This window comes from Streptomyces sp. A18, assembly GCF_059026065.1.
In genome coordinates this window covers 32659-52497 of the sequence record NZ_JBWLKL010000044.1, presented here as the reverse complement: position 1 = coordinate 52497, position 19839 = coordinate 32659, and the positions used below count along the sequence as shown (strand labels likewise).

27 protein-coding genes and 1 pseudogene are annotated in these 19839 nt (G+C 69.2%); 15 read left to right on the top strand and 13 right to left on the bottom strand.

The genetic code is table 11. The features are described 5' to 3' along the window. On the bottom strand, positions 1-839 hold an 839-nt coding region (locus tag AC5P1C_RS37750; RefSeq protein WP_493870494.1), incomplete at its 3' end, for a molybdopterin-dependent oxidoreductase. Between the two features lie 305 nt (positions 840-1144). Here AC5P1C_RS37750 and AC5P1C_RS37745 point away from each other — a divergent pair. Both AC5P1C_RS37745 and AC5P1C_RS37740 read left to right on the top strand, forming a co-directional pair. Further along, complete coding sequence (locus AC5P1C_RS37745) at positions 1145-1531, top strand: hypothetical protein (RefSeq protein ID WP_493870493.1); 387 nt, start codon at positions 1145-1147, stop codon at positions 1529-1531. Continuing rightward, positions 1528-2307, top strand: coding sequence for a YwiC-like family protein (locus AC5P1C_RS37740; RefSeq protein WP_493870492.1), 780 nt, complete (start codon positions 1528-1530; stop codon positions 2305-2307). The genes AC5P1C_RS37745 and AC5P1C_RS37740 overlap by 4 nt, the downstream gene beginning before the upstream one ends. Here the strand turns inward: AC5P1C_RS37740 and AC5P1C_RS37735 are convergent. Then, positions 2272-2469, bottom strand: a pseudogene (locus AC5P1C_RS37735) (DUF4383 domain-containing protein); the annotation flags it as partial. The gene AC5P1C_RS37740 and the pseudogene AC5P1C_RS37735 sit on opposite strands and share 36 nt — an antisense overlap. Positions 2470-2599: 130 nt before the next feature. On the opposite strand from AC5P1C_RS37735, the gene AC5P1C_RS37730 reads away from it, so the two are divergent. Together AC5P1C_RS37730 and AC5P1C_RS37725 are read left to right on the top strand one after the other, a co-directional pair. Beyond that, positions 2600-2950, top strand: coding sequence for an ArsR/SmtB family transcription factor (locus AC5P1C_RS37730; protein ID WP_493870491.1), 351 nt, complete (start codon positions 2600-2602; stop codon positions 2948-2950). Then, positions 2950-3657: a cation efflux transmembrane domain-containing protein gene (locus AC5P1C_RS37725; protein ID WP_493870490.1), complete on the top strand. Its 708-nt coding sequence runs from the start codon at positions 2950-2952 to the stop codon at positions 3655-3657. Before AC5P1C_RS37730 ends, AC5P1C_RS37725 begins: the two co-directional genes overlap by 1 nt. Before the next feature lie 55 nt (positions 3658-3712). On the opposite strand, the gene AC5P1C_RS37720 is transcribed toward AC5P1C_RS37725, so the two are convergent. Next, the gene (locus AC5P1C_RS37720) at positions 3713-4309 is read right to left on the bottom strand and encodes a TetR/AcrR family transcriptional regulator (protein ID WP_493870489.1); all 597 of its coding nucleotides are present in this window, start codon (positions 4307-4309) and stop codon (positions 3713-3715) included. A gap of 240 nt (positions 4310-4549) precedes the next feature. On the opposite strand from AC5P1C_RS37720, the gene AC5P1C_RS37715 reads away from it, so the two are divergent. The 3 genes from AC5P1C_RS37715 (at position 4550) to AC5P1C_RS37705 (ending at position 7510) form a co-directional block, all read left to right on the top strand. After that, a complete protein-coding gene (locus AC5P1C_RS37715) occupies positions 4550-5518 on the top strand; it encodes an alpha/beta hydrolase family protein (protein WP_493870488.1) in 969 nt (322 codons plus the stop codon). A gap of 252 nt (positions 5519-5770) precedes the next feature. After that, entirely contained in the window at positions 5771-6655 is an 885-nt protein-coding gene (locus AC5P1C_RS37710; protein WP_493870487.1) for an NAD(P)-dependent oxidoreductase, read from the top strand. 105 nt (positions 6656-6760) lie between these two features. Then, a complete protein-coding gene (locus AC5P1C_RS37705; protein WP_493870495.1) occupies positions 6761-7510 on the top strand; it encodes a dienelactone hydrolase family protein in 750 nt (249 codons plus the stop codon). 54 nt (positions 7511-7564) lie between these two features. Here AC5P1C_RS37705 and AC5P1C_RS37700 read toward each other — a convergent pair whose 3' ends face one another. Beyond that, positions 7565-7945 carry a VOC family protein gene (locus AC5P1C_RS37700; protein WP_493870486.1) on the bottom strand — a complete coding sequence of 127 codons (381 nt, stop codon included), beginning with the start codon at positions 7943-7945 and terminating at the stop codon, positions 7565-7567. Between the two features lie 433 nt (positions 7946-8378). Beyond that, positions 8379-8831 carry a glutaredoxin domain-containing protein gene (locus AC5P1C_RS37695; protein WP_493870485.1) on the bottom strand — a complete coding sequence of 151 codons (453 nt, stop codon included), beginning with the start codon at positions 8829-8831 and terminating at the stop codon, positions 8379-8381. Between the two features lie 102 nt (positions 8832-8933). Here AC5P1C_RS37695 and AC5P1C_RS37690 point away from each other — a divergent pair, with 102 nt between their 5' ends. Next, entirely contained in the window at positions 8934-9269 is a 336-nt protein-coding gene (locus AC5P1C_RS37690; RefSeq protein ID WP_493870484.1) for a YnfA family protein, read from the top strand. A gap of 93 nt (positions 9270-9362) precedes the next feature. Here the strand turns inward: AC5P1C_RS37690 and AC5P1C_RS37685 are convergent, their stop codons facing one another. The 5 genes from AC5P1C_RS37685 to AC5P1C_RS37665 all read right to left on the bottom strand — a co-directional run bounded on the left by AC5P1C_RS37685 (position 9363) and on the right by AC5P1C_RS37665 (position 12930). Next, positions 9363-9518 (bottom strand): DUF6131 family protein, encoded by a 156-nt coding sequence (locus AC5P1C_RS37685; protein WP_493870483.1) that lies wholly within the window; start codon positions 9516-9518, stop codon positions 9363-9365. 104 nt (positions 9519-9622) lie between these two features. Further along, entirely contained in the window at positions 9623-10288 is a 666-nt protein-coding gene (locus AC5P1C_RS37680; RefSeq protein ID WP_493870482.1) for a GntR family transcriptional regulator, read from the bottom strand. 97 nt (positions 10289-10385) lie between these two features. Then, positions 10386-10889, bottom strand: coding sequence for a flavin reductase family protein (locus AC5P1C_RS37675; RefSeq protein WP_493870481.1), 504 nt, complete (start codon positions 10887-10889; stop codon positions 10386-10388). Between the two features lie 48 nt (positions 10890-10937). Next, entirely contained in the window at positions 10938-11363 is a 426-nt protein-coding gene (locus AC5P1C_RS37670; protein WP_493870480.1) for an ester cyclase, read from the bottom strand. Next, positions 11350-12930: a BCCT family transporter gene (locus tag AC5P1C_RS37665; protein WP_493870479.1), complete on the bottom strand. Its 1581-nt coding sequence runs from the start codon at positions 12928-12930 to the stop codon at positions 11350-11352. The genes AC5P1C_RS37670 and AC5P1C_RS37665 overlap by 14 nt, the downstream gene beginning before the upstream one ends. 243 nt (positions 12931-13173) lie before the next feature. On the opposite strand from AC5P1C_RS37665, the gene AC5P1C_RS37660 reads away from it, so the two are divergent. From AC5P1C_RS37660 to AC5P1C_RS37635, 6 genes are read left to right on the top strand one after another with little or no spacing between them, the layout of a single operon-like run. Further along, positions 13174-13806: an amino acid synthesis family protein gene (locus AC5P1C_RS37660; protein WP_493870478.1), complete on the top strand. Its 633-nt coding sequence runs from the start codon at positions 13174-13176 to the stop codon at positions 13804-13806. After that, entirely contained in the window at positions 13803-14354 is a 552-nt protein-coding gene (locus tag AC5P1C_RS37655; RefSeq protein ID WP_493870477.1) for an amino acid synthesis family protein, read from the top strand. The genes AC5P1C_RS37660 and AC5P1C_RS37655 overlap by 4 nt, the downstream gene beginning before the upstream one ends. A gap of 6 nt (positions 14355-14360) precedes the next feature. After that, positions 14361-15092 carry an alpha/beta fold hydrolase gene (locus AC5P1C_RS37650; RefSeq protein ID WP_493870476.1) on the top strand — a complete coding sequence of 244 codons (732 nt, stop codon included), beginning with the start codon at positions 14361-14363 and terminating at the stop codon, positions 15090-15092. Then, positions 15085-16572, top strand: a complete 1488-nt coding sequence (locus tag AC5P1C_RS37645; RefSeq protein WP_493870475.1) for an aldehyde dehydrogenase — start codon at positions 15085-15087, stop codon at positions 16570-16572. Before AC5P1C_RS37650 ends, AC5P1C_RS37645 begins: the two co-directional genes overlap by 8 nt. Before the next feature lies 1 nt (position 16573). Next, positions 16574-16762: a tautomerase family protein gene (locus AC5P1C_RS37640; protein WP_493870474.1), complete on the top strand. Its 189-nt coding sequence runs from the start codon at positions 16574-16576 to the stop codon at positions 16760-16762. Continuing rightward, positions 16759-17802 (top strand): LLM class flavin-dependent oxidoreductase, encoded by a 1044-nt coding sequence (locus AC5P1C_RS37635; protein ID WP_493870473.1) that lies wholly within the window; start codon positions 16759-16761, stop codon positions 17800-17802. The genes AC5P1C_RS37640 and AC5P1C_RS37635 overlap by 4 nt, the downstream gene beginning before the upstream one ends. Before the next feature lie 93 nt (positions 17803-17895). On the opposite strand, the gene AC5P1C_RS37630 is transcribed toward AC5P1C_RS37635, so the two are convergent. Next, positions 17896-18636, bottom strand: a complete 741-nt coding sequence (locus AC5P1C_RS37630; protein WP_493870472.1) for an alpha/beta hydrolase — start codon at positions 18634-18636, stop codon at positions 17896-17898. Between the two features lie 71 nt (positions 18637-18707). Beyond that, positions 18708-19148, bottom strand: coding sequence for a MarR family winged helix-turn-helix transcriptional regulator (locus tag AC5P1C_RS37625; RefSeq protein ID WP_493870471.1), 441 nt, complete (start codon positions 19146-19148; stop codon positions 18708-18710). 88 nt (positions 19149-19236) lie between these two features. Here AC5P1C_RS37625 and AC5P1C_RS37620 point away from each other — a divergent pair, with 88 nt between their 5' ends. Next, positions 19237-19668 carry a nuclear transport factor 2 family protein gene (locus AC5P1C_RS37620; RefSeq protein WP_493870470.1) on the top strand — a complete coding sequence of 144 codons (432 nt, stop codon included), beginning with the start codon at positions 19237-19239 and terminating at the stop codon, positions 19666-19668. An 11-nt stretch (positions 19669-19679) separates the two neighbouring features. On the opposite strand, the gene AC5P1C_RS37615 is transcribed toward AC5P1C_RS37620, so the two are convergent. After that, positions 19680-19823, bottom strand: coding sequence for a hypothetical protein (locus tag AC5P1C_RS37615; protein ID WP_493870469.1), 144 nt, complete (start codon positions 19821-19823; stop codon positions 19680-19682). Positions 19824-19839 lie beyond the last annotated feature (16 nt).

Here is a 19839-nt window from a genome sequence, read left to right as displayed (position 1 = left end):
TAGCGGGCCTCGGCCATCCAGTGCGCGTCGGGGGTACGGGTGACGGGGACGTTCGAGCCCCACATCATCAGGTAGGCGGCGTCCCACCAGTCGCCCGACTCCGGCACGTCCGTCTGGTCGCCGAAGACCTGCGGGGATGCGACCGGCAGGTCCGCGTACCAGTCGTAGAAGGACAGCATCGGGGCGCCGATGAGGGAGTGGAATCGGGCGCCTGCGGCGTGCGAGGCCATGGACATGGCGGGGATGGGGGAGAACCCCGCCACCCGGTCGGGACCATGCTCCTTGATGGTGTGCACCTGCGCGGCGGCGGCGATCTCCACGGCCTCGTCCCAGCTCGCGCGCACCAGGCCGCCCTTGCCCCTGGCCTGCTGGTACGTGCGTCGGCGCACCGGATCGCGCTGGATGTCGGCCCAGGCGAGGACGGGGTCGCCCAGGCGCTTCTTGGCCTCGCGGTACATCGCGAGGAGCGTGCCGCGCACATAGGGGTGGCGCACCCGGGTCGGGGAGTAGCTGTACCAGGAGAAGGAGGCGCCGCGGGGGCAGCCGCGCGGCTCGTACTCGGGGCGGTCCGGGCCGACCGAGGGGTAGTCGGTCGCCTGGGTCTCCCAGGTGATGATGCCGTCCTTGACGTACACCTTCCAGCGGCAGGAGCCGGTGCAGTTCACGCCGTGCGTGGAGTTCACGACCTTGTCGTGGCTCCAGCGGTCGCGGTAGAACACCTCGCCGTCGCGACCGCCCGTGCGGTGCACCGACCTCAGGTCGTCGGACACTTCGTCCCGGGTGAAATACCGCCCGGCCTTGAGCAGCGCCTCCGTGGCTCCGCGCTGATTCTGCCGCAACTTGACCCTCCGAGAATGGAAAGAGTGCGCCCCTGGCTTGCCGACAGAATGCCGGGAAATTCGGTGGCCTGTTCAGACCCTAAGCCTGCTTTTCGGGTCGAACCCGGGGACTTAAGTCCCACCGAGCAGTGACCTAATTCCGCAATTCGGTGTGCGCGCAGGTGACATGGTGGGATTCCGGACCAAAGTGCGGAAGGGAGAGGGCTTTTGACCCGCCGGGTTCTTCCCGCCCCGCTCCCTGATTCCCTGACGTTTCCCTGGCGCGGTCCAGCCGGCGTCACAGGGCGAGAGAAGGTCGGTCACTCATGCATGCCTGGGCGAACGCCCGCGCCGTTGCCGCGTCTGCCGTACGAGCCCTGCCGCCCGAGCGGCGGCCCCTGACCGAAGCCATCGGCCAGGCGCTGGCCGGACCGCTGGGCGAGCCCACCGACGTGCCCGCCCTCGACGGCTCGGCGATGGACGGCTGGGCGGTCCGTGGGCCGGGGCCCTGGGGCCTACGGGGCGACCGGGTCCTGGCGGGCCACCCCGGCGGACGGCTCCGCCACGGGGAGGCAGTATTGGCGGCCATCCCGCCGGAGGGCGCGGAAGCGGGCACGAAGGTGGAACCGCTGTCGTGGCCGGGCTCCGTTCCCCTTGCCGGTTCCACGGCGAGTTCCGCCGCAGCCGCCCCGGCGAGGGCGGTCGCGGCATGAGCGCGGCCACTCAAATCGGCGCCCGTTCCGCAGGGGTGCCCGCCCGCGCACAGTCGAAGTGGGTACCCGATCAGCACGGCGCGTGGGCCATGCTCGCCGTGCCGTTCGCCGCAGGCACCTTTCTGGGCGCGCCGACCTGGCTGCACCTGCCGGTGTTCGTGTGCTTGCTGCTCGCGTACGCCGCCACCTTCCACCTTCAGCAATACGTACGACTGCGCCGGTGGTCCCGTAATCCCCGTGCGGCTGACCGCCACACGCGGCCGTTCCTCACCTTCGCCACCGCGCTGATCCTGGTCGGCATGCCGCTTGTGGTGGTGCGGCCCTGGCTGCTCGTCGCGGTGGCGGCGGCACTGCCGTTCTGGGCGGTGAACACCCTTTACGCGCTGCGGAATCGGGAGCGTGCACTGGTGAACGGCCTGGTCGCGGTCGTGCCCGCGTGCGCCATGCTGCTCGTCGCGCTGCTCCTGGGCGGCGGCACGCTCTCTGAGGGGGCGGCACCGCTGGCCGCCTGTCTGCTCTACTTCGGCGGAACGGTCCTGTACGTCAAGTCCACGATCCGAGAACGCCGCAACCGCCGCTACCTGTACGCGTCGGTCGCCTACCACCTCGCCGCCCTGATCTGCGCGACGCTGCTCGACCCGCTGCTGGCGGTGCTGTTCTCCGTGTGCCTCGCGCGCGCCGCGCTACTGCCGGACAGGAGGCTGCGGGTCCGAACTGTGGGGCTGATCGAACTGGCCTGCTCACTGGTCCTGTTCGTGACGGTGGCTTTCGCCTGACGAGGACGCGTGCCTCGGAGAAGACCCGCCACGCACGTCCCGGCTCATTTCATGGCGGGAGCGCCAGTACGGGTTGTCGTGGGGGAGGCTTCCGCTGACTCTGCCGTACATGCCACCGGTCATGAGGAGCAGTCCGACGGCGAAGCTGAACAGTACGTTCCGAGCCCCCTTCGCCTGTAGGCGCCAACGCTTGCGGAGCGCAAGGTTCTCGTGACTGCGCAACAGTCGTGGTCCGGGTTCCGACCGTCCTGCGACCAGATATGAGTACAGCATTTCCTGAATTCAGAGATTCATGTACTGTCTGAGTGTGCTGACCATCGCTTCCCAGGTCGAGGTGCTTGCCCGGTTCGGCCGAGCGCTGGCCGACCCGATCCGCTGCCGCATTCTGCTCGCCCTCGCCGAAAGCCCGGCCTACCCCTCCGAGGTGGCCGAGACCCTCGGCGTCTCGCGCACCCGGCTCTCCAACCACCTGGCCTGTCTGCGGGACTGCGGCCTGGTCGTGGCCGTGCCGGACGGTCGGCGCACGCGCTACGAACTGGCCGACGAGCGGCTGGGGCACGCGCTGGAGGACCTGCGTACCGCCGTGGTGGCCGTCGAGGCCGATCGCACCTGCCCGGACGCGGACGAAAAGGGCTGCTGCTGATGGCCTCGATATCCCTCGGCCCCTCCGCCGCCCGCCGGGACGTGCTCGCACGCCGCATACGCCTGCTCGTCGCCACCACCATCACCTACAACGTCATCGAAGCCGTCGTCGCCATCACGGCAGGCACGATGGCCTCGTCCACCGCCCTGATCGGTTTCGGTCTCGACTCCGTCATCGAAGTCTCGTCGGCCGCCGCGGTGGCCTGGCAGTTCTCCGCCACCGACCACGCGGTGCGCGAGGCCCGCGAGAAGACCGCCCTGCGCATCATCGCCGTGTCGTTCTTCGCGCTCGCCGCCTACGTCGCCGTGGACGCCGTCCGGGCCATCACCGGCACGGGGGAGGCCGGGCACTCGCTGCCGGGCATCGTGCTCGCCGCACTCTCCCTCGCGATCATGCCGTTCCTCTCCGCCGCTCAGCGCCGCGCGGGCCGCGAACTGGGCTCGGCCTCGGCTGTGGCCGATTCCCAACAGACCCTGCTGTGCACCTACTTGTCGGCGGTGCTCCTCGTCGGCCTGCTGGCCAACTGGCTGTTCGGCTGGTCCTGGGCCGACCCGATAGCTGCCCTGGTGATCGCCGTCGTGGCGTTGAAGGAGGGCCGCGACGCCTGGCGTGGCGACGCCTGCTGCGCCGTCCCCGCCCCGAGCGCGAGGGACCTGACCAAGAAGGACGCGTGCGGCCGCCGCTCCGGCTGTGACTGCTGCGCCTGATCCACCGGACGCGCCGCCTGCGCGTTCACGGCCGGTCGACGAGGCGTGGTGGGCGTCAGGAGCTCCGCGGCTGCTGGAGGCCCTGGAGGAGCAGTGCGACCAGACGGCGGGGGTCGTAACGGGGGTCGCCGGCGGATCCGATGCAGAGGTTGCCGATGCCGCGCATCAGCTCGTAGGGCTGCGTGCCGGGCCTGATCTCGCCCGAGTCGACCGCGGCGGCGAGCAACTGCTCGGCGACGGGGAGCAGTCGGTCGAGGAAGTAGGTGTGGAGCGCGGCGAATCCGCTGCTGTCCGGCTGCACCGTGTTGGCGAGCCCGTGCTTGGTGACCAGGAAGTCGACGAAGACATCGATCCACTGACGCAGCGCCGCAAGGGGTGAGTCGGCACGGGCGAGGAGGCTCGGGCCGGCTTCGGCGCACGCCTCGACCTGATGGCGGAAGACGGCCACGACGAGATCCGCCCGCGTCGGGAAGTGGCGGTAGATCGTTCCCATGCCGACGCCCGCCTTGGCCGCGATCTCGCGGATCGGCGCATCGACGCCGGAGGTGACGAACACCTCGGCTGCGGCGGCAAGCAGCTTCTGCTGATTGCGCACCGCGTCGGCCCGCTTGCTCGGGGCTGGCGCATCTCCGGGCTGGCCTGCACTGGGCACCGCGGTCTCCTCTCGGTAGCAGGGCTCTGGGACGTATCACGGCTCTGGGGTGCTGGATCGGAACAGTGTTCTGCTTGCCAAGCGGAACACTGTTCCGTATCGTAAGTGGAGCAACGTTCCGATTCAATTCTCAGTCTAGTCGAAGCCGGCCCTGCCTCCCCGCCTCACACCCCGACCCGACCCCATCCCAGGAGATCGGCGGCACAGGCCCAGTGGGAAAACCGAAGGGATTCACACATCGTGAGCACATCGACTTCCATCACCGACACCGACACCGGTGACTCGCCCGCCCCCGTCCTCTCGTACAGCCCGGTGGTGCTGTCCGTGCCCGGACGTCCCGTCGACCTTCAGGTGCGCGTCACCGCACCCGCGACCGGAACCGACCTGCCGGTCATCCTCCTGTCGCACGGCCACGGCTACTCGAACCACCTCTCCTCGCTGAACGGCTACGCCCCGCTCGCCAACCTCTGGGCCGAACACGGCTTCGTCGTCATCCAGCCCACCCACCTCAGCTCCAGGACGCTCAGTCACCTTCACGCGGAGACCCCCGGAGCTCCCTTGTTCTGGCGTTCACGCGCCGAGGACATGACCCACATCCTCGACCGGCTCGACGCGATCGACGAGGCGGTGCCGCAGCTTGCCGGTCGGATGGACCACGGCAGTGTCGCCGTGGCCGGACACTCGCTGGGCGGCTTCACCGCCGCCCTTCTGCTGGGCGCCCGGATCACCGACCGCGACGACGGCCAGGAGGCAGACCTCATCGAACCCCGCATCAAGCAGGGTGTGTTGCTGGCCGCTCCCGGCAGGGGTGGCGACATCCTCACCGGGGTCATGGCCGAGCGGTGGCCGATCTTCCGGACCATCGACTTCTCCACCATGACCACGCCCGCGCTGGTCGTAGCCGGAGGCAAGGACGACCCCCGGCACTTCACGGAGGCGGGTCCGGACTGGTACGCCGACCCGTACCGCCTCGCACCTGCTCCCAAGACGTTGCTCACCCTGTTCGACGCGGAGCACGGACTCGGCGGGATCAGCGGGTATGACGCCGAAGAGACCACGGATGAGAGCCCCGATCGAGTCGCGGCGCTCGGACGGCTCTCCGCGGCCTACCTCCGCAGCCAGTTCCAGCCCGGCGACCATGCATGGAAGGAAGCTCAGGACGCGCTGGCCACCGGCCCCGACGCGTTCGGGCTGGTCGAATCCAGGTGATCGGGGACAGACGCCGGCCCGAGGGTCGGTAGCCGCGGACAGACGCCGGCACCAGGGCCGGTGGCCACTGGTGCCGGTGCGGGCTCGGCGTCGTCAGGCGGGGACGGGGTCCTGGTCGGCGGCGTCCAGGGGCGGATAGCTCTCCCCACGCGCAACTGATGGGCGTTGACGCCCGTCCGGCGACCCAGTTCTCCGATCCGCATCGAAACCTCGCGTGACCTTCATACCGGTATCAACGTTGACGATGTTGCCATGAACAACAAAACCGCTACATCTATTACCGTCATCGGACTCGGTCGTATGGGCCAGGCACTGGCCGGTGCGTTCCTGAAAGCCGGTCATCCCACGACCGTGTGGAACCGTACGGCATCCAAGGCCGACCAACTCGTCGCCGCGGGCGCCCAGTCGGCGCCGACCGTCGGCGACGCGCTCAAGGCAAGTCCCCTGGTGATCGTCTGCCTCACCGACTACGCGGCCATGTACGAGCTGCTCGGCGCGAGCGATGTCGGCCTGGGCGGCACGACGTTGATCAACCTGACCTCCGGAGACTCCGCCCAGGCCCGGGACGCCGCCCGATGGGCCGAGCAGCGCGGCGCCCGCTACCTGGACGGCGCCATCATGGCCGTCCCGCCGGCGATCGGGACCGCCGATGCGGTGATCCTGCACAGCGGACCGCAGCCGGACTTCGAGGCATACGAGTCGACACTCGGCGCCCTCGGTACCGTCACCTACCTCGGTGCGGACCACGGCCTGGCGTCCCTGTACGACGTGGCAGGCCTGGCCATGATGTGGAGCGTCCTGAACGCCTGGCTCCAGGGCACCGCACTTCTCAAGACGGCCGGCGTCGACGCCGCGACGTACGCGCCGTTCGCGCGGCAGATCGCCGCCGGTGTGGCCGAATGGCTCCCTGGATACGCCGAGCAGATCGACGCGGGCTCCTTCCCGGCCGAGGTGTCGGCCCTGGACACCGACGCGCGGGCGATGGGGCACCTGATCGAGGAGAGCGAGGCGCTGGGCGTCAATGCCGAACTGCCGAAGCTGCTCAAGGCGATGGCCGACCGCTCGATCGCCGCTGGGCACGGTGGGGAGCAATACCCCGTGCTGATCGAGGAGTTCAGCAAGCCCAGGACCGACTGACCGGTCTCGAACTGCCCCGTCGCAAAACGGCGGGTACGGGCGGTTACGGGGGAGAGTTCCGCACTAGGGACTAGAGTCGCGGACATGGATCAAGGAAGGAACAACTTGCCCACCAAGTCACTGCAGATACCCACACCGGACGGCCGGGCCGACGCCTTCGCGGCCTACCCCGACGGCGGCGAGCGGCACCCGGGAGTGCTGCTGTACCCGGACGCCTTCGGCGTACGGCCCGAGTTGGAGGACAAGGCCCGCGAACTGGCCGGGCACGGGTACTACGTACTCGTCCCCAACCTCTACTACCGGCACGGCACGGCCCCGGTCATCGAACTTCCCGCGCACGTCGGAGAAGAGGTCCGGCCCGCGGTCTTCGCCCAGTTGATGCCCCTGGTGGAGGCGCACACCACCGAACGGGTCCTGAGCGACGCCGACGCCTACTTGAGGTTCCTCACCACGCAGCCCGAAGTGAGCGCGGGACCGGTCGGCGTGATCGGCTACTGCCTGGGCGCCGCGTTGGCGATGCGCACCGCGACCGCCCACCCCGAGAAGGTGGCCGCCGTCGCCGGATTCCATCCCGGCTTCCTGGTCACCGACGCGCCGGACAGCCCGCACCGCCTCGTCCCCAAGCTCACCGCCCAGGTCCATCTCGGCCTCGCCGAAGGCGACTTGACGCCCGAGGCCATCAGCGAGCTCAACCACGCCCTGGACGCCGCTGGTGTCGACTACACCACCGAGATCTACCCCGACACCATCCACGGCTTCACCATGTCCGACACCGATGCCTTCAACCCCGCGGCGCTGCAACGCCATTGGGACCGCCTGCTCCCGCTTCTGGAGCGCACCTTGGGCGGCAGCTGAGGATCCGGCTCGGACGCCACGCTGCCCGGGAACCCCTGCGGGGGAGCGTGGAGGTCACACGGGGGCGAGCCGGGTGTGCAGGAGACAGAACTCGTTGCCCTCCGGGTCCGCGAGGACGTACCAGCTCTCGGTGCCGGTCTGGCCGACATCGGCGTGCACGGCGCCGAGGCCCAGGAGCCTCTCCAACTCGGCTTCCTGGTCACGGTCGGTGGCGCTGACATCGATGTGCAGCCTGAGCCTGCCGACCCGGGGGGCACTGTTCGGGCTGAGGACGAGGACGGGTTGCGGGCTGCCGAAGCCTTTCGCGGGGCCGATCTCGATGCTGCCGTCGTCGCATCGTTCGAGTTCCACGTAGTCAAGAACGTCGCACCAGAACGCTGCCAGCCGGTCGGGGTCCGCAGACTCGACGACCAGTTCACTGATTCGGCATGCCATGGGCGTCAGCGTACTGCTCGGCCGTGCGTCCGGTCCCGGGTCCCGGGTCCACGAGCGGGCCGCTTCCGTCTCCCTCCGCCCCATGGCGACGGTCCGATCGGCGTGACCAGCTCCGCCCGCTTCCGATCACCCCGGCTTTCCTTCTACTCTCGGTTCAGGTGAAGTCGGGCTCACGCCCACACCGCAGGCTCCCAGCCCCCGAGCCGTGACCGACCGCCCAGGCCGGCTGGAGCCGCATCACCGACAACGCGGCTCCAGCATCCGCCCTCCAGACGCGTCGGCGAGGCAACTCCCGCAGCCTCGCACCGCTGGTGGGCACCTTGCGCGAGGACCGATCGAGGGGAGCCGCGGTCGCTCGCGCCCCGGTCGCCGCCGCCGCACGCTCGCGGCGGCGACCGGACGCCCCGGCCTCCCACTACGGGCGGGTCTCCCGCTACGGGCGCGGCGTGTCCGTGGCCCGACGCAGCTGCTCACGCACCCATGCGGGATCGGGGTTGGTGTGCGGCCGACCCGCCACGACGACCGTGGGCACGGTCTCGTTGCCGTCGTTGGCCGCCCGCACCGCCGCCGCGCCCGCCGGGTCACGCCAGATGTCGACCCAGTGCAACTGCCGGGCGCTCGGGCCCAACCGGATGCGCAGCCGCAGACAGTACGTGCAGCCCGACCGCCAGAAGACGACAGGCCGGCCGTCGAGCGCGCTGCGGCGTTCCGCTTCCACCACCCCGGTCGAGGTCGGGAAGATCAGCGGCGAGTGCACGTAGGCGAGGAGGACGAACAGCAGCAGGAGTACTGCGGCCGCACCGGGGCTCCCGCCGGAGGCCAGCCCAGTCGCAACGACTGAACCGCACAGAACCAGCAGCATCGGCAAGATCCAGGCGCGCGTCATGAACACGCACGCTACCCGGTGAGGGCGCATGCGGATGAGGGCAGCTCGATGTCGATCGCCCGATGAGGATCACGGCCACGGGGCGTCGGTAGGGTCGAGCCTATGATCGTCGCTCGTTCCCTGGCCCTGTTCCTCGTCGCCGCCCTCTTCGAGATCGGCGGTGCCTGGCTGGTCTGGCAAGGCATCCGGGAGCACAAGGGCTGGATCTGGATCGGCGCGGGAGTCATCGCCCTCGGTCTGTACGGCGTCGTCGCCACCTTCCAGTCCGACGGGAACTTCGGCCGCATCCTCGCCGCCTATGGCGGCATCTTCGTGGCCGGGTCGATCGCCTGGGGCATGGTGGCCGACGGCTACCGGCCCGACCGTTACGACGTCGTGGGCGCCCTGGTGTGCCTCGCGGGGATGGCCGTGATCATGTACGCGCCCCGCAGCAACTGACCTGCGCCCCCCCGTGGGCCAGCGCGCCCGCTGCGCCGGAGCCGGAGTGGACGGCACGAATGATCGACGCCTGTAGGCGTCGTGCGGGGCCGTCTACCAGTAATGCTTCCGTCCGCCGACCGCGTGGCCGACGGACCCGAGGATCCACATTGCCGCCCCGACGACGACGAGTACGACGCCGATGGTCCACAGGAGCGAGATTCCGGCCAGCATGCCGATGATGAGCAAAATGATGCCGAGCGCGATCATGGAGTCCTCCGACCCTCGGAACAACAGTTCAACTGCGCGCCTGCCGAGTGCCCTCAGACAGTCAGTCGACTCCTCGTGGAGGCCTCCGATCGGATGTGTGCCCGCTAGCCCGCCGTTCCGAAGCCCTCGCCCGCGCCGCTGATGGGCAGCCTGGCCAGCAGGGCACGGCGGCTGGCCCTGACGTGTTCGCGCATCACGCGCTCGGCGCTGTCGCCGTCCTTCTCGAGGATCAGTTCCAGGACGAGGTGGTGTTCACGGTCGGACTGCAGGGCCCGGCCCGGCTGGCTCAGTGAGGTGTTCACGAGACGGGAGTACGCCAGTTGGTTCATCAGCATGCGGTAGTGCGCTGCCAGCTTGTTGTTGTCGGCGCCGGTGATGAGCAGGTCGTGGAACTCCTGGACCAACTCCGCGTACCGCTCCCGGTCGTCGCGCGCCACCGCCTCGTCGGCCTCGCGCAGGTTCCGTTCGAGCCCGTCGATCTCCGGGACCCGGCCGCGCTGGGCGAGGAGGCGTACGGCGGCGCCCTCCAGGAGCTCCTTCATCTCGAAGAGTTCGGTGATCTCGCGTCGGGACGGTGTGGTGACGAACGTCCCGACACGAGGCCGGATCTCGACGAGCCCCTCGGTCTGCAACTGCTTGAGTGCCTCGCGCACCGGCGTACGGCTCACGCCGAACTCGTCCGCGAGGGCGAGTTCCGAGAGTGGCGCGCCGGGTGCGATGTCGCCCTTGATGATCCGCCCGCGCATTTCGGCGATCACCCTGCCCTGCATCGACCCACCCCCAGCCTCCGGCCGGGGGGACCCCCACTTCGGTTCGCTCTTTCCGCGATTCACCGAACCCTCCTCCGTCTCCCGAACCGCCCGCCGGTCATCCCAGGGGCGCGAGCGCGCCACCGTCGAAGAACTTACCCGCGCTGTAGACCATCGGGTCTCGCTCCTCGACCGCCGCGTGCACCACCCGGCAGATGAAGACGGTGTGGGTGCTGGCCTGGAGCCGCTCGCGGATCTCGACCTCCATCCGCGCGCTGCTCCGGGCGATCAGCGGGCTGCCGCAGGGCCCGCTGTGCCACTCCAGGTCCCTGAACTTGTCGTCGGACTTCGTCGCGAAGGTACTGACGACGTCGAGCTGGTCCGTGGACAGGATGTTGATCGCGAGGTGGTCCGCACGGAAGAGGCAGTCGTGGGTGGACGAGGTGCGCTGGACGCACACCATCACCGTGGCGGGGTCGAGCGAGATGCTCGAGAAGGCGTTGACGGCGAGACCTCGAGGGGTGTCACCGTCCATCGCGGTGACGACCGTGACACCGGTGACGAACTGCCGGTTGACCTGCTTCATCACGTCGAGGTCGGGCTTGCAGGCGAGCGGGGCCATGAAGGTACTCCTTGTCATGTTGATCGTCGGTCCTGTCCCACGTGGTCGTCAGTCCTGCCCCACGCGGATGATGCCGAGGGCCGAGAGAAGGGCCCGGGGGTCCCACGTCACGTACTCCTCGACGATGTGGTCCCCCTCGAACCGGGCGAAGGTGGCACCGCTGACGTCGACGCGCCGCTCGGTGGCGGGGACGCCGAGGAACGAGTGCGTGTGGGTTCCGCTGCTGTGCCAGCGGATGGCTGCCTTGTCGCCGTCGACCACGATGTCGTCGATGGTCGTGACCAGGTCGGGAAAGGCGGCGCGTGTGGAGACGATCGCTGCCTTGAAGGCGGTCAGGTCCTGCGGGTGCGGGTCCGTGCCATGGCGGAGGTAGGCCGGGCTCAGGAGTTTGTCGAGGGCATCGACGTCACCTTGGCCCCAGGCCACCGCCCACACCTTCTCGGTGCGTGCGCGACGGGTCTCAGCGTGGGACATCACTCTTCTCCTTTCGGTCGGCGCCCAGTTCCTTCCAGAAGGACACCGCCAGACCGGCGATGATCACGAGGAACGGCAAGGACGTCACGATGACGGTGTTCTGAAGGGCGGTCAGTCCGCCGGCGAGCATGAGGGCGACGGCGGTGACTCCGGTGAGGACGCCCCAGAGGACGAGCACCGAGCGGCGCGGGGTGAGCGAACCGTCCGAGGTCATCATGCTCAGTACGTACGTGTTGGCGTCCGCTCCGGAGACGAAGAACATCACGACCAGGAGGATCGCGACCACCGAGGTGACCCCGGAGAGCGGGAAGTGTTCGAGGGTCGCGAAGAACGCGCTGTTGATGTCTGCCGAGGTCTGCCGCGCGATGTCACCGCCCTCGAACAGGTCGAGGTGGATGGCCGTACCGCCGAAGACCGTGAACCAGGTGAAGAACACCACGCTGGGCACGACGAGGACTCCGACGATGAAGCCACGGATGGTGCGCCCGCGCGAGATGCGGGCGAGGAAGACACCGACGAAGGCGCCCCAGGAGACCCACCAGGCCATCATGAAGTAGGTCCACACCTGCATCCACGCGAGCCCGCCGAAGGCGGTGCCCTGCAGACTCATCCGGAAGAAGTCGGTGGCCCAGTGGCCCACGGACTCGATGTACAGGTTCGCGATGAAGACGGCGGGGCCGACGACGAGCATGAAGACGAACAGCGCGACCGCGAGCAGCGAACTGCCCTGGCTCAGGAACTTGATGCCCTTGCTGACGCCGGTCACCGCCGAGAGCGTGAAGACCGCGGTGACGGCGGCGATGATGAGCACCTGGGTCACCGAGTTGACCGGGATCCCGAACAACGTGCCCAGGCCGTTGTTGACTTGGAGTGCTCCCAGGCCGAGCGAGGTCGTGGTGCCGAAGAGCGTCGCGAACACGGCGAGTACGTCGATCGCCTTGCCGATCGGCCCGTTCACGCGGTCCCCGAGCAAGGGCACGAACAACTGGCTGACCAGGGCGCGGCGTTGCTTGCGGTGGGTCGAGTACGCGATGGCGAGTCCGAAGACGGCGAAGATCGCCCAGGCGTGCAGGCCCCAGTCGAAGTAGGAGTACTGCAGGGCCCTTACCGCCGCGTCCGGCGTGTTCGGCTCGGCGAGGCCGTGGGGCGGTGCCGCCAGGTGGGAGATGGGTTCGGCGACGCCGTACGAGACGAGTCCGATGCCCATGACCGCGCTGAGGATCATGGCGAACCAAGTCGGCGTCGAGAACTCGGGGCGGTCGGTGTCCTTGCCGAGCCGGATGTCGCCCGCGGGGCTGAAGGCCAGGAAGACCAGGAAGACCAGGATGGCGAGCGTGACCACCAGGTAGGTCCACCCGAAGGTGCCAGTGACCCAGTTCAGGGACGTGGTCGTGACCGTGTTCAGGTTCTCCGTGAAGAGCACCGCCCAGGCCACGAAGACGGCGGAGATGCCCAGGGAGGCCCAGAAAACGGAACCGAGCCTGCCGGCGGATTCGGCTGTCTTGCCCTCGCTCGCCGGCGGCTCGGCGGGCGCCGTTTCCGCGCCCGTCGGAAGGGGACTGGCCATGAAACTCCTTGAGTCCGCGGGCTCACCGCTACCGCCATTGGTATACAAGAAGCAGTAAGGCATGCCACCGATTGAGCGTCAAGGGGTCGGCCTTGCCTAATCGCCACGCGAAGCTCAGTTGCGTCAAAGTGCCAGCTCAGAGCCAAATTATGGGGGAGTCCTGCGCCTTCTTGGGTGTTTGGGGAAGTCCCCCGCCTTTTGCCTCTTGACCGGCACTAGCGAGCATGTCTAACGTCCTGTGGCATGCAAGAGAGCAACCTGGATCATCGTGCGGACGAAAGCATCGGTCTCCGCAAGCTCGTGCTCTACCGCGACGTCGTCCTCACCGAAGCGGGCGAGGTGCCCGCGCAACCGGCGGGCCGCGCCAGCGTCGCCGCCGTCATCCGGAATCCCTGGGTGGGCGCCGGACCATCGACTGATCTGTCCCCGCAGCAGGAACGCGTCGCCCCGGTCCTTGCGAAGGTGCTGACCGACCGGCTCATCGGCGTGCTCGGCGGCGTGGACGAGATCGAAGCGTTCGGCAAGGCCGCCGTCGTCGGCACGGCGGGCGAGATCGAGCACGCCGGTGCCCTCATCCACACCCCGTACTTCGGCAATCTGGTCCGGGAGTTCCTCCAGGGCGAGTCGATCATCTGCTTCGCCGACACACGCGCCGAGGCGGGCGAGACGCTGATCGTCCCGCTCTGGCACAAGACACTCGCCGCGACCCGCAGCCACTACCAGACCATCAGCGCCCGTGTTCCCGACGCCCCGCGCGCCGACGAGATCGTCGTCATCGCGGCGGCGTCGACGGGGCCGCGCCCCCACCCCCGTATCGGGGACCGCATGACCGACCCCGTCGTCACCACCGAAACCCTGGAGGTAGTCCCCTCATGAGCGTCCGCAAGATCGTGACCGTCGTCGAGGAGATCCGCACCGAAGGCGGCCGCGCAGTCAGCCGCCCCACCCGGATCGCCGTCGTCGCAGCGGTGATCGAGAACCCGTGGGCCGGCCAGGGCTTCGTCGAAGACCTCAACCCCGGCATCGACGCGCACGCCTCCGACCTCGGCGCACTCCTCGCCCCCGCGGTGCTCGACGCCCTGGAGGCTCCCGCGGAGGCGTACGGCAAGGCGGCCGTCGTCGGCCTGGACGGCGAGATCGAGCACGGCTCGGCGCTGATCCACACGCTCAAGTTCGGCGACCACTTCCGCAAGGCCGCGGGCGCCACCACCCTGCTGCCCGCGGTCGAGAAGCGCGGACCAGCCGGCGTCGTCTTCGACATCCCGCTGAAGCACATCACCGACGCCACGATCCGTTCACACCACCAGACCATCGAGATCCGGCTCACCGACGCTCCCCACCCGAACGAGATCGTCATCGCGCTCGCCGCCGCCGCGCAGGGCCGCCCGCAGCAGCGCCTCGCACCTCTGTCGACCGAGCAGTAGGCAGCCATGAGCAAGCCCACCGTGGTGCTGCTGCACGGCGTCGGGCTCGACCACTCCATGTGGGAGCCCGCCGCCGCGCTCCTGGCCGACCGATTCACCGTCATCGCCCCCGACCTGCCGGGCCACGGCACGCGCCCGCCCGTACGCGACGGGGTGACGCTCACCGACCTGGCCGACGGGGTCATCGGCGAGATTCCCGCGAGCTCGCACCTGGTCGGATTCTCGCTCGGCGCGCTCGTCGCGCAGCATGTCGCCCTGCACCGACCGGAGTTGGTGGCCACGCTGACCTCGGTCAGCTCGGTGTGCGAGCGCACACCTCAGGAGCGGGCATCCGTCCTGGAGAGGCTGCGCGCCGCGGAATCCGACTTCGCGGCCAGCATCGCCGCATCCCTGGAGCGGTGGTACGCGGGCACCGACGTCGACCCCGGTCGCGTCGCCCGCACCAAGGCCACGCTCCTGGCCAATGAGGTCGGATCCTTCCTCGCCTGCTACCGCGTGTTCGCCACCGCGGACGCCGAACTCGCGCCGGACCTGGGCGCCATCGCCGTACGCGCCCTGGCGATGACGGGGGAGAACGATCCCGGCTCCACCCCGGAGATGACCCACCGGCTGGCCGGGGCGCTCGCGCACTGCCGCGCGGCCGTCATCCCCGCGGCGCGTCACATGCTGCCCGTCGAGTGCCCCGAGGCGTTCGTCGACCGTCTCACCACCTTCATCGGAGAGCGCGCACATGTCTGAACTCACCACGCTGCAGCACTTCATCGGCGGTACGTGGGTCGAGCCCGCGTCGGGGGAGTACTTCGAGAGCACCAACCCGGCCACGCGCCAGGTCCTCTACCGGGCGGCGCGCGGGAACGCGGCAGACGTCGACCGGGCCGTGGCCTGTGCACGCAAGGCCTTCGAGGACCCGCGCTGGCGCGACCTCAGCCAGACGCGCCGCGGACACCTCCTGCGCCGCCTCGGCGACCTGATCGCCGAGAACGCCGAGGACCTCGCCCGCGGGGAGACGCAGGACAACGGCAAACTGCTGCGCGAGATGCGCGGACAACTGGCCGCCCTGCCCGAGTACTTCCACTACTACGCGGGCCTCGCCGACAAGATCCACGGCGACTTCATCCCCACCTCCGACCGCCAGGTGCTGAACTACACCGCCCGCGAGCCGCTCGGCGTCGTCGGCGCGATCACCCCCTGGAACTCGCCGCTGACGCTGACCAGCAGCAAACTGGCGCCCGCTCTGTGCGCGGGCAACACCGTGGTGATCAAGCCCTCGGAGTACACGTCGGCCACCGTCCTCAAGCTCGCCGAGCTGGCGCTCGAAGCAGGGTTCCCGCCGGGCGCGGTGAACGTCGTCACCGGGTTCGGCGCCGAGGCCGGGCAGGCACTGGTCGACCACCACGACCTCGCGAAGATCTCCTTCACCGGCAGCACCGCCACCGGATCGCGCATCGCCGCGGCGACCGCGAGCCGGTTCGTCGGCTCGACGCTCGAACTCGGCGGCAAGTCACCCAACATCGTCTTCGGTGACGCGAACATCCCCAACGCCGCGATGGGCGTCATCGCCGGGATCTTCGCCGCCGCCGGACAGACCTGCATCGCCGGCAGCCGCGTGTTCGCCCACCGGTCCGTCTACGACGAACTGCTCGACCGCGTCTGTGAACGCGCCAAGACCATCCGCATCGGCGACCCCATGGACGAGACGACCGAACTGGGACCGCTGGCCTTCGCCGCCCAACGCGAGAAGGTGGCCGGGTACGTCGACCTCGGCCGCACCGAAGGCGCCCGCGTGCTGACCGGCGGACACTCCACCGACGGCGGGCTCGGCGGCTACTTCTACGAGCCCACCATCCTCGTGGACGTCGACAACACCATGCGCGTCGTCCGAGAGGAGATCTTCGGGCCCGTCCTCGCGGTCATGCCGTTCGACTCCGAGGACGAGGTCGTGGGCCTGGCCAACGACACCGACTACGGGCTCGCGGCCGGCGTCTGGACGACGAACCTCTCCCGCGCGCACCGGATGGCGGCGCGCCTGGACGCCGGGACCGTCTGGGTCAACACCTACCGGGCCATGTCCCCGATGTCGCCGCGGCAGGGCTTCAAGACCAGCGGTGCCGGCGTCGAACACGGCACCGAGTCCATCAACGAGTACACCCGGCTCAAGAGCGTCTGGATCAACACGAGCGAGGAGCCCGTGGCCGACCCGTTCACCATGCGGAGCTGACATGCCACAGGTCGCCATCACCCTCGCCGAGGGCCGCACCCCGGCACAGATCCGGGACCTGCTGCACGAGGTGCACGCCGCGGTCCTGCGCACCACCGGCACCCGGTCCGAACACATCCGGGTCGTCGTCCACGAAGTCCCCCGCACCCACTGGGCCACCGGGGACATCACCATCGAGGAGCTGTCATGAGGTTTTCGCTGTTCGTGCACATGGAGCGCTGGGACGAGGAGGTCAGCCACCGGCAGTTGTTCGAGAACCTCTCCGAACTCGCCCTCATGGCCGAGGCAGGCGGCTTCTCCACCGTGTGGATCGGTGAGCACCACGCGATGGAGTACACCATCTCGCCCAGCCCCATGCCGCTGCTCGCCCACCTGGCCGCGAAGACCTCCACCATCCGCCTGGGCGCGGGGACGATCATCGCCCCGTTCTGGCACCCGATCCGGGCCGCCGGTGAATGTGCCCTGCTCGATGTCATCAGCAACGGCCGCATGGAGGTCGGACTCGCCCGCGGCGCCTACCAGTTCGAGTTCGATCGGATGACCGACGGTGTCTCGGCCCGCGACGGCGGGAAGCACCTGCGCGAGCTCGTGCCCGCCGTTCGGGCGCTCTGGCAGGGTGACTACGCCCACGACGGCGAGATCTGGCAGTTCCCCACGTCGACCAGCGTGCCCAAGCCGGTTCAGCAGCCCACCCCGCCGATGTGGATCGCCGCACGCGACCCCGACTCCCACGACTTCGCCGTGGCCCAGGGCTGCAACGTCATGGTCACCCCGCTGATGAAGGGCGACGAGGAAGTCGCCGACCTCAAGCGGAAGTTCGACACCGCCGTGGCCCACCACCCAGAGGTGCCGCGTCCCGACCTGATGGTCCTGCGGCACACACACGTCCACTCGCCCGACGAGCACGACGGCTGGCGCCCGGCCGCTGAGGCGATCAACCGTTTCTACCGGACCTTCGATGCCTGGTTCGGCAACAAGGCCACCCCTGACAACGGCTTCCTCGCGCCCAGCCCGGAGTCGAAGTTCGAGGGCCGCCCCGAGTTCGAACCGGAGGCGCTGCACAGGACCGCGATGATCGGCACCCCGGAGGAGGTCGTCGAGCGGCTGCGGGCCTACGAGGAACTCGGCGTCGACGAGTACAGCTTCTGGATCGACACGGGCCTCTCGCACGAGGAGAAGCGCAAGTCCCTGGAGCTGTTCATCAAGGAAGTCATCCCGGCCTTCCAGTGAGGCCCGGCCGCGGTTGCCGCGGCCGCCTGCTGTCTGTGCCGGGCCATCGCGTCCGGCAGGGCGGAGCAGTCGTCGGCGGCCGGGCGTATCGCCTCACGCCCGCGTGACCGGCGGTACAGCGCTCGCTATGACGCGGGCCGTCTCTCTGCCGAGTTCCGCCACGGAGGGCTCGGTCGCCGGCAGACACCGTCGCGCGGGGGACTCGTACACGCAGCCCAGCACCCCGGCGTGGTCGGTGGCCTGTTCGGACAGCTCCGAGTCCCAGTTGTGCGTGAGGAGGGCTGCGTGCAGCTCGCGGGAGGATTCGACGGGCACGACCGTGTCCTGGGTGCCATGGACGAGCAGTACGGGCACCGGCGCGACCGCTCGGCCGACCGCCTGGAGAGGCGCGGTGCCGGTCGTGCGTGCCGGACGCCGGTAGCCGCCCGCGATGCCGACCACCGCAGCGGGCCGCCAGCCGCCGAAGAGTTCGGGCTGGAGGGCTACGCCCAGCGCGGCGCCTGCCCCAGCCGACCACCCCGCGAGAATCAACTGGCCCGGCCCCTCGTTGGATTCGCGCACGTAGTCGCGCACGTAGTCGCGGGCGAACCGCAGGCTGTCGGTGAGGTGTTCCCGGCCGTCGTCGGCCTCGTCCGAACGCCAGTCGGGGACAAGGACGGTGGGACCCAGACCAGCGATCTCCCTGGCCAGTGAGGCCAGTACGTCCCGCTCGTCGGGTCCCATCCCGTGCCACAGCAGCACACACCGATCGTCCGGCTGCCCGGACGTGTGTATGTCGAGTGGTTTGCGGTCGCCGCCGGTGGCGTAGCACACGGTCCGGGTAGTCGTCCTCAAGTCCGTCCCTCCAGGCCAGATCCGGTGTGGTTCGGTTTTGCGGGGCTTCTAGGGCTGCTTTGGCGGGGGTTCTAGGACTGCTGGTGGTGTGTGAGCAGTCGAGTCAGCAGGCTGGTCAAGGTCTGCCTGTCCTCGGCCGAGAGTGGCCCCAGCAGGTCGTCCTGGACCCTGTCGAGCGCTTGGTCCATGCGGCGCAGCTGCCGTCGGCCCGCCGTGGTGACGGTCACCCTGTTGCGCCGTCGGTCGTCCGGGTCCGGAGTCCGCTCGACGTACTCCTGCGCGGCCAGTTCATTGATCGCCGCCACGACATCGCTGCGGTCCATGCTGCACCTGCGGCCCAACTCGGCCTGGCTGGCCACTCCGAACTCGGCCAGCGCGGCCAGGATCCGGTAGTGGTATCCGCGCGCGCCCACCTCGCCGAAGCCCTCGGACGCCAGCCGGTGGGCGTGCACTGCCACCTGAGTGAGGAGCCAACTCGGCTTCGCGGTCAGGTGCGCTGGGGTCTCTTCCACGACAGTCACTCTACATCGTTGGCGCGGCCAATGAATCTCTGTATGGTTGGCGGCGCCAATGTTGGATGCGCCAACGAAAGAGGATGTCATGTCTGCCATACCTGCCACATCCACGAGTGCTCCGGTCGCCGACCGCATCGAGATCGCCGACCTGTTCAGCCGCTTGGCGCGGCTGCTCGACGAGAAGCGGTGGGACGAGGCGGACACCGTCTTCACCGACGACGTGGTGGGGCACTCGCCGCGCGCGGCTGAAATCCGCGGCCTCGACGAGCTCATCGACTTCATGCGACAGACTGAGGTCGAAGGCGAGTACACGCAGCACGTGACCACTGACCTCCTGGTGGACGTCAACGGCGATGAGGCGGCCGCCTCGGGAAACTCGCTGGTGTACTTCTACCGGGAGGGCCAGGCGCCCCACGTGGCGAGCGGCCTGCGGCTTGCCTGCACCGTGGTGCGGACGCCTGCGGGCTGGCGGCTCCGTGAGACGCGGCTGACGCTCGCCTGGATACGCGAGCAGTGATCGGTGCGGTTCTAACGGCCGTCTGCGGCGGTCCTGCCGGGCAGCGGCGTGTGCCTACGCTCGCGGCAGGCCTTGCAGAACTCCAGGCACACCCAGACGCCCACGGCAGCGACCGTGAGCAGGATGGTGACGCCGAAGAGGAACGGGTAGATCATGCGGCGAGCATATCCC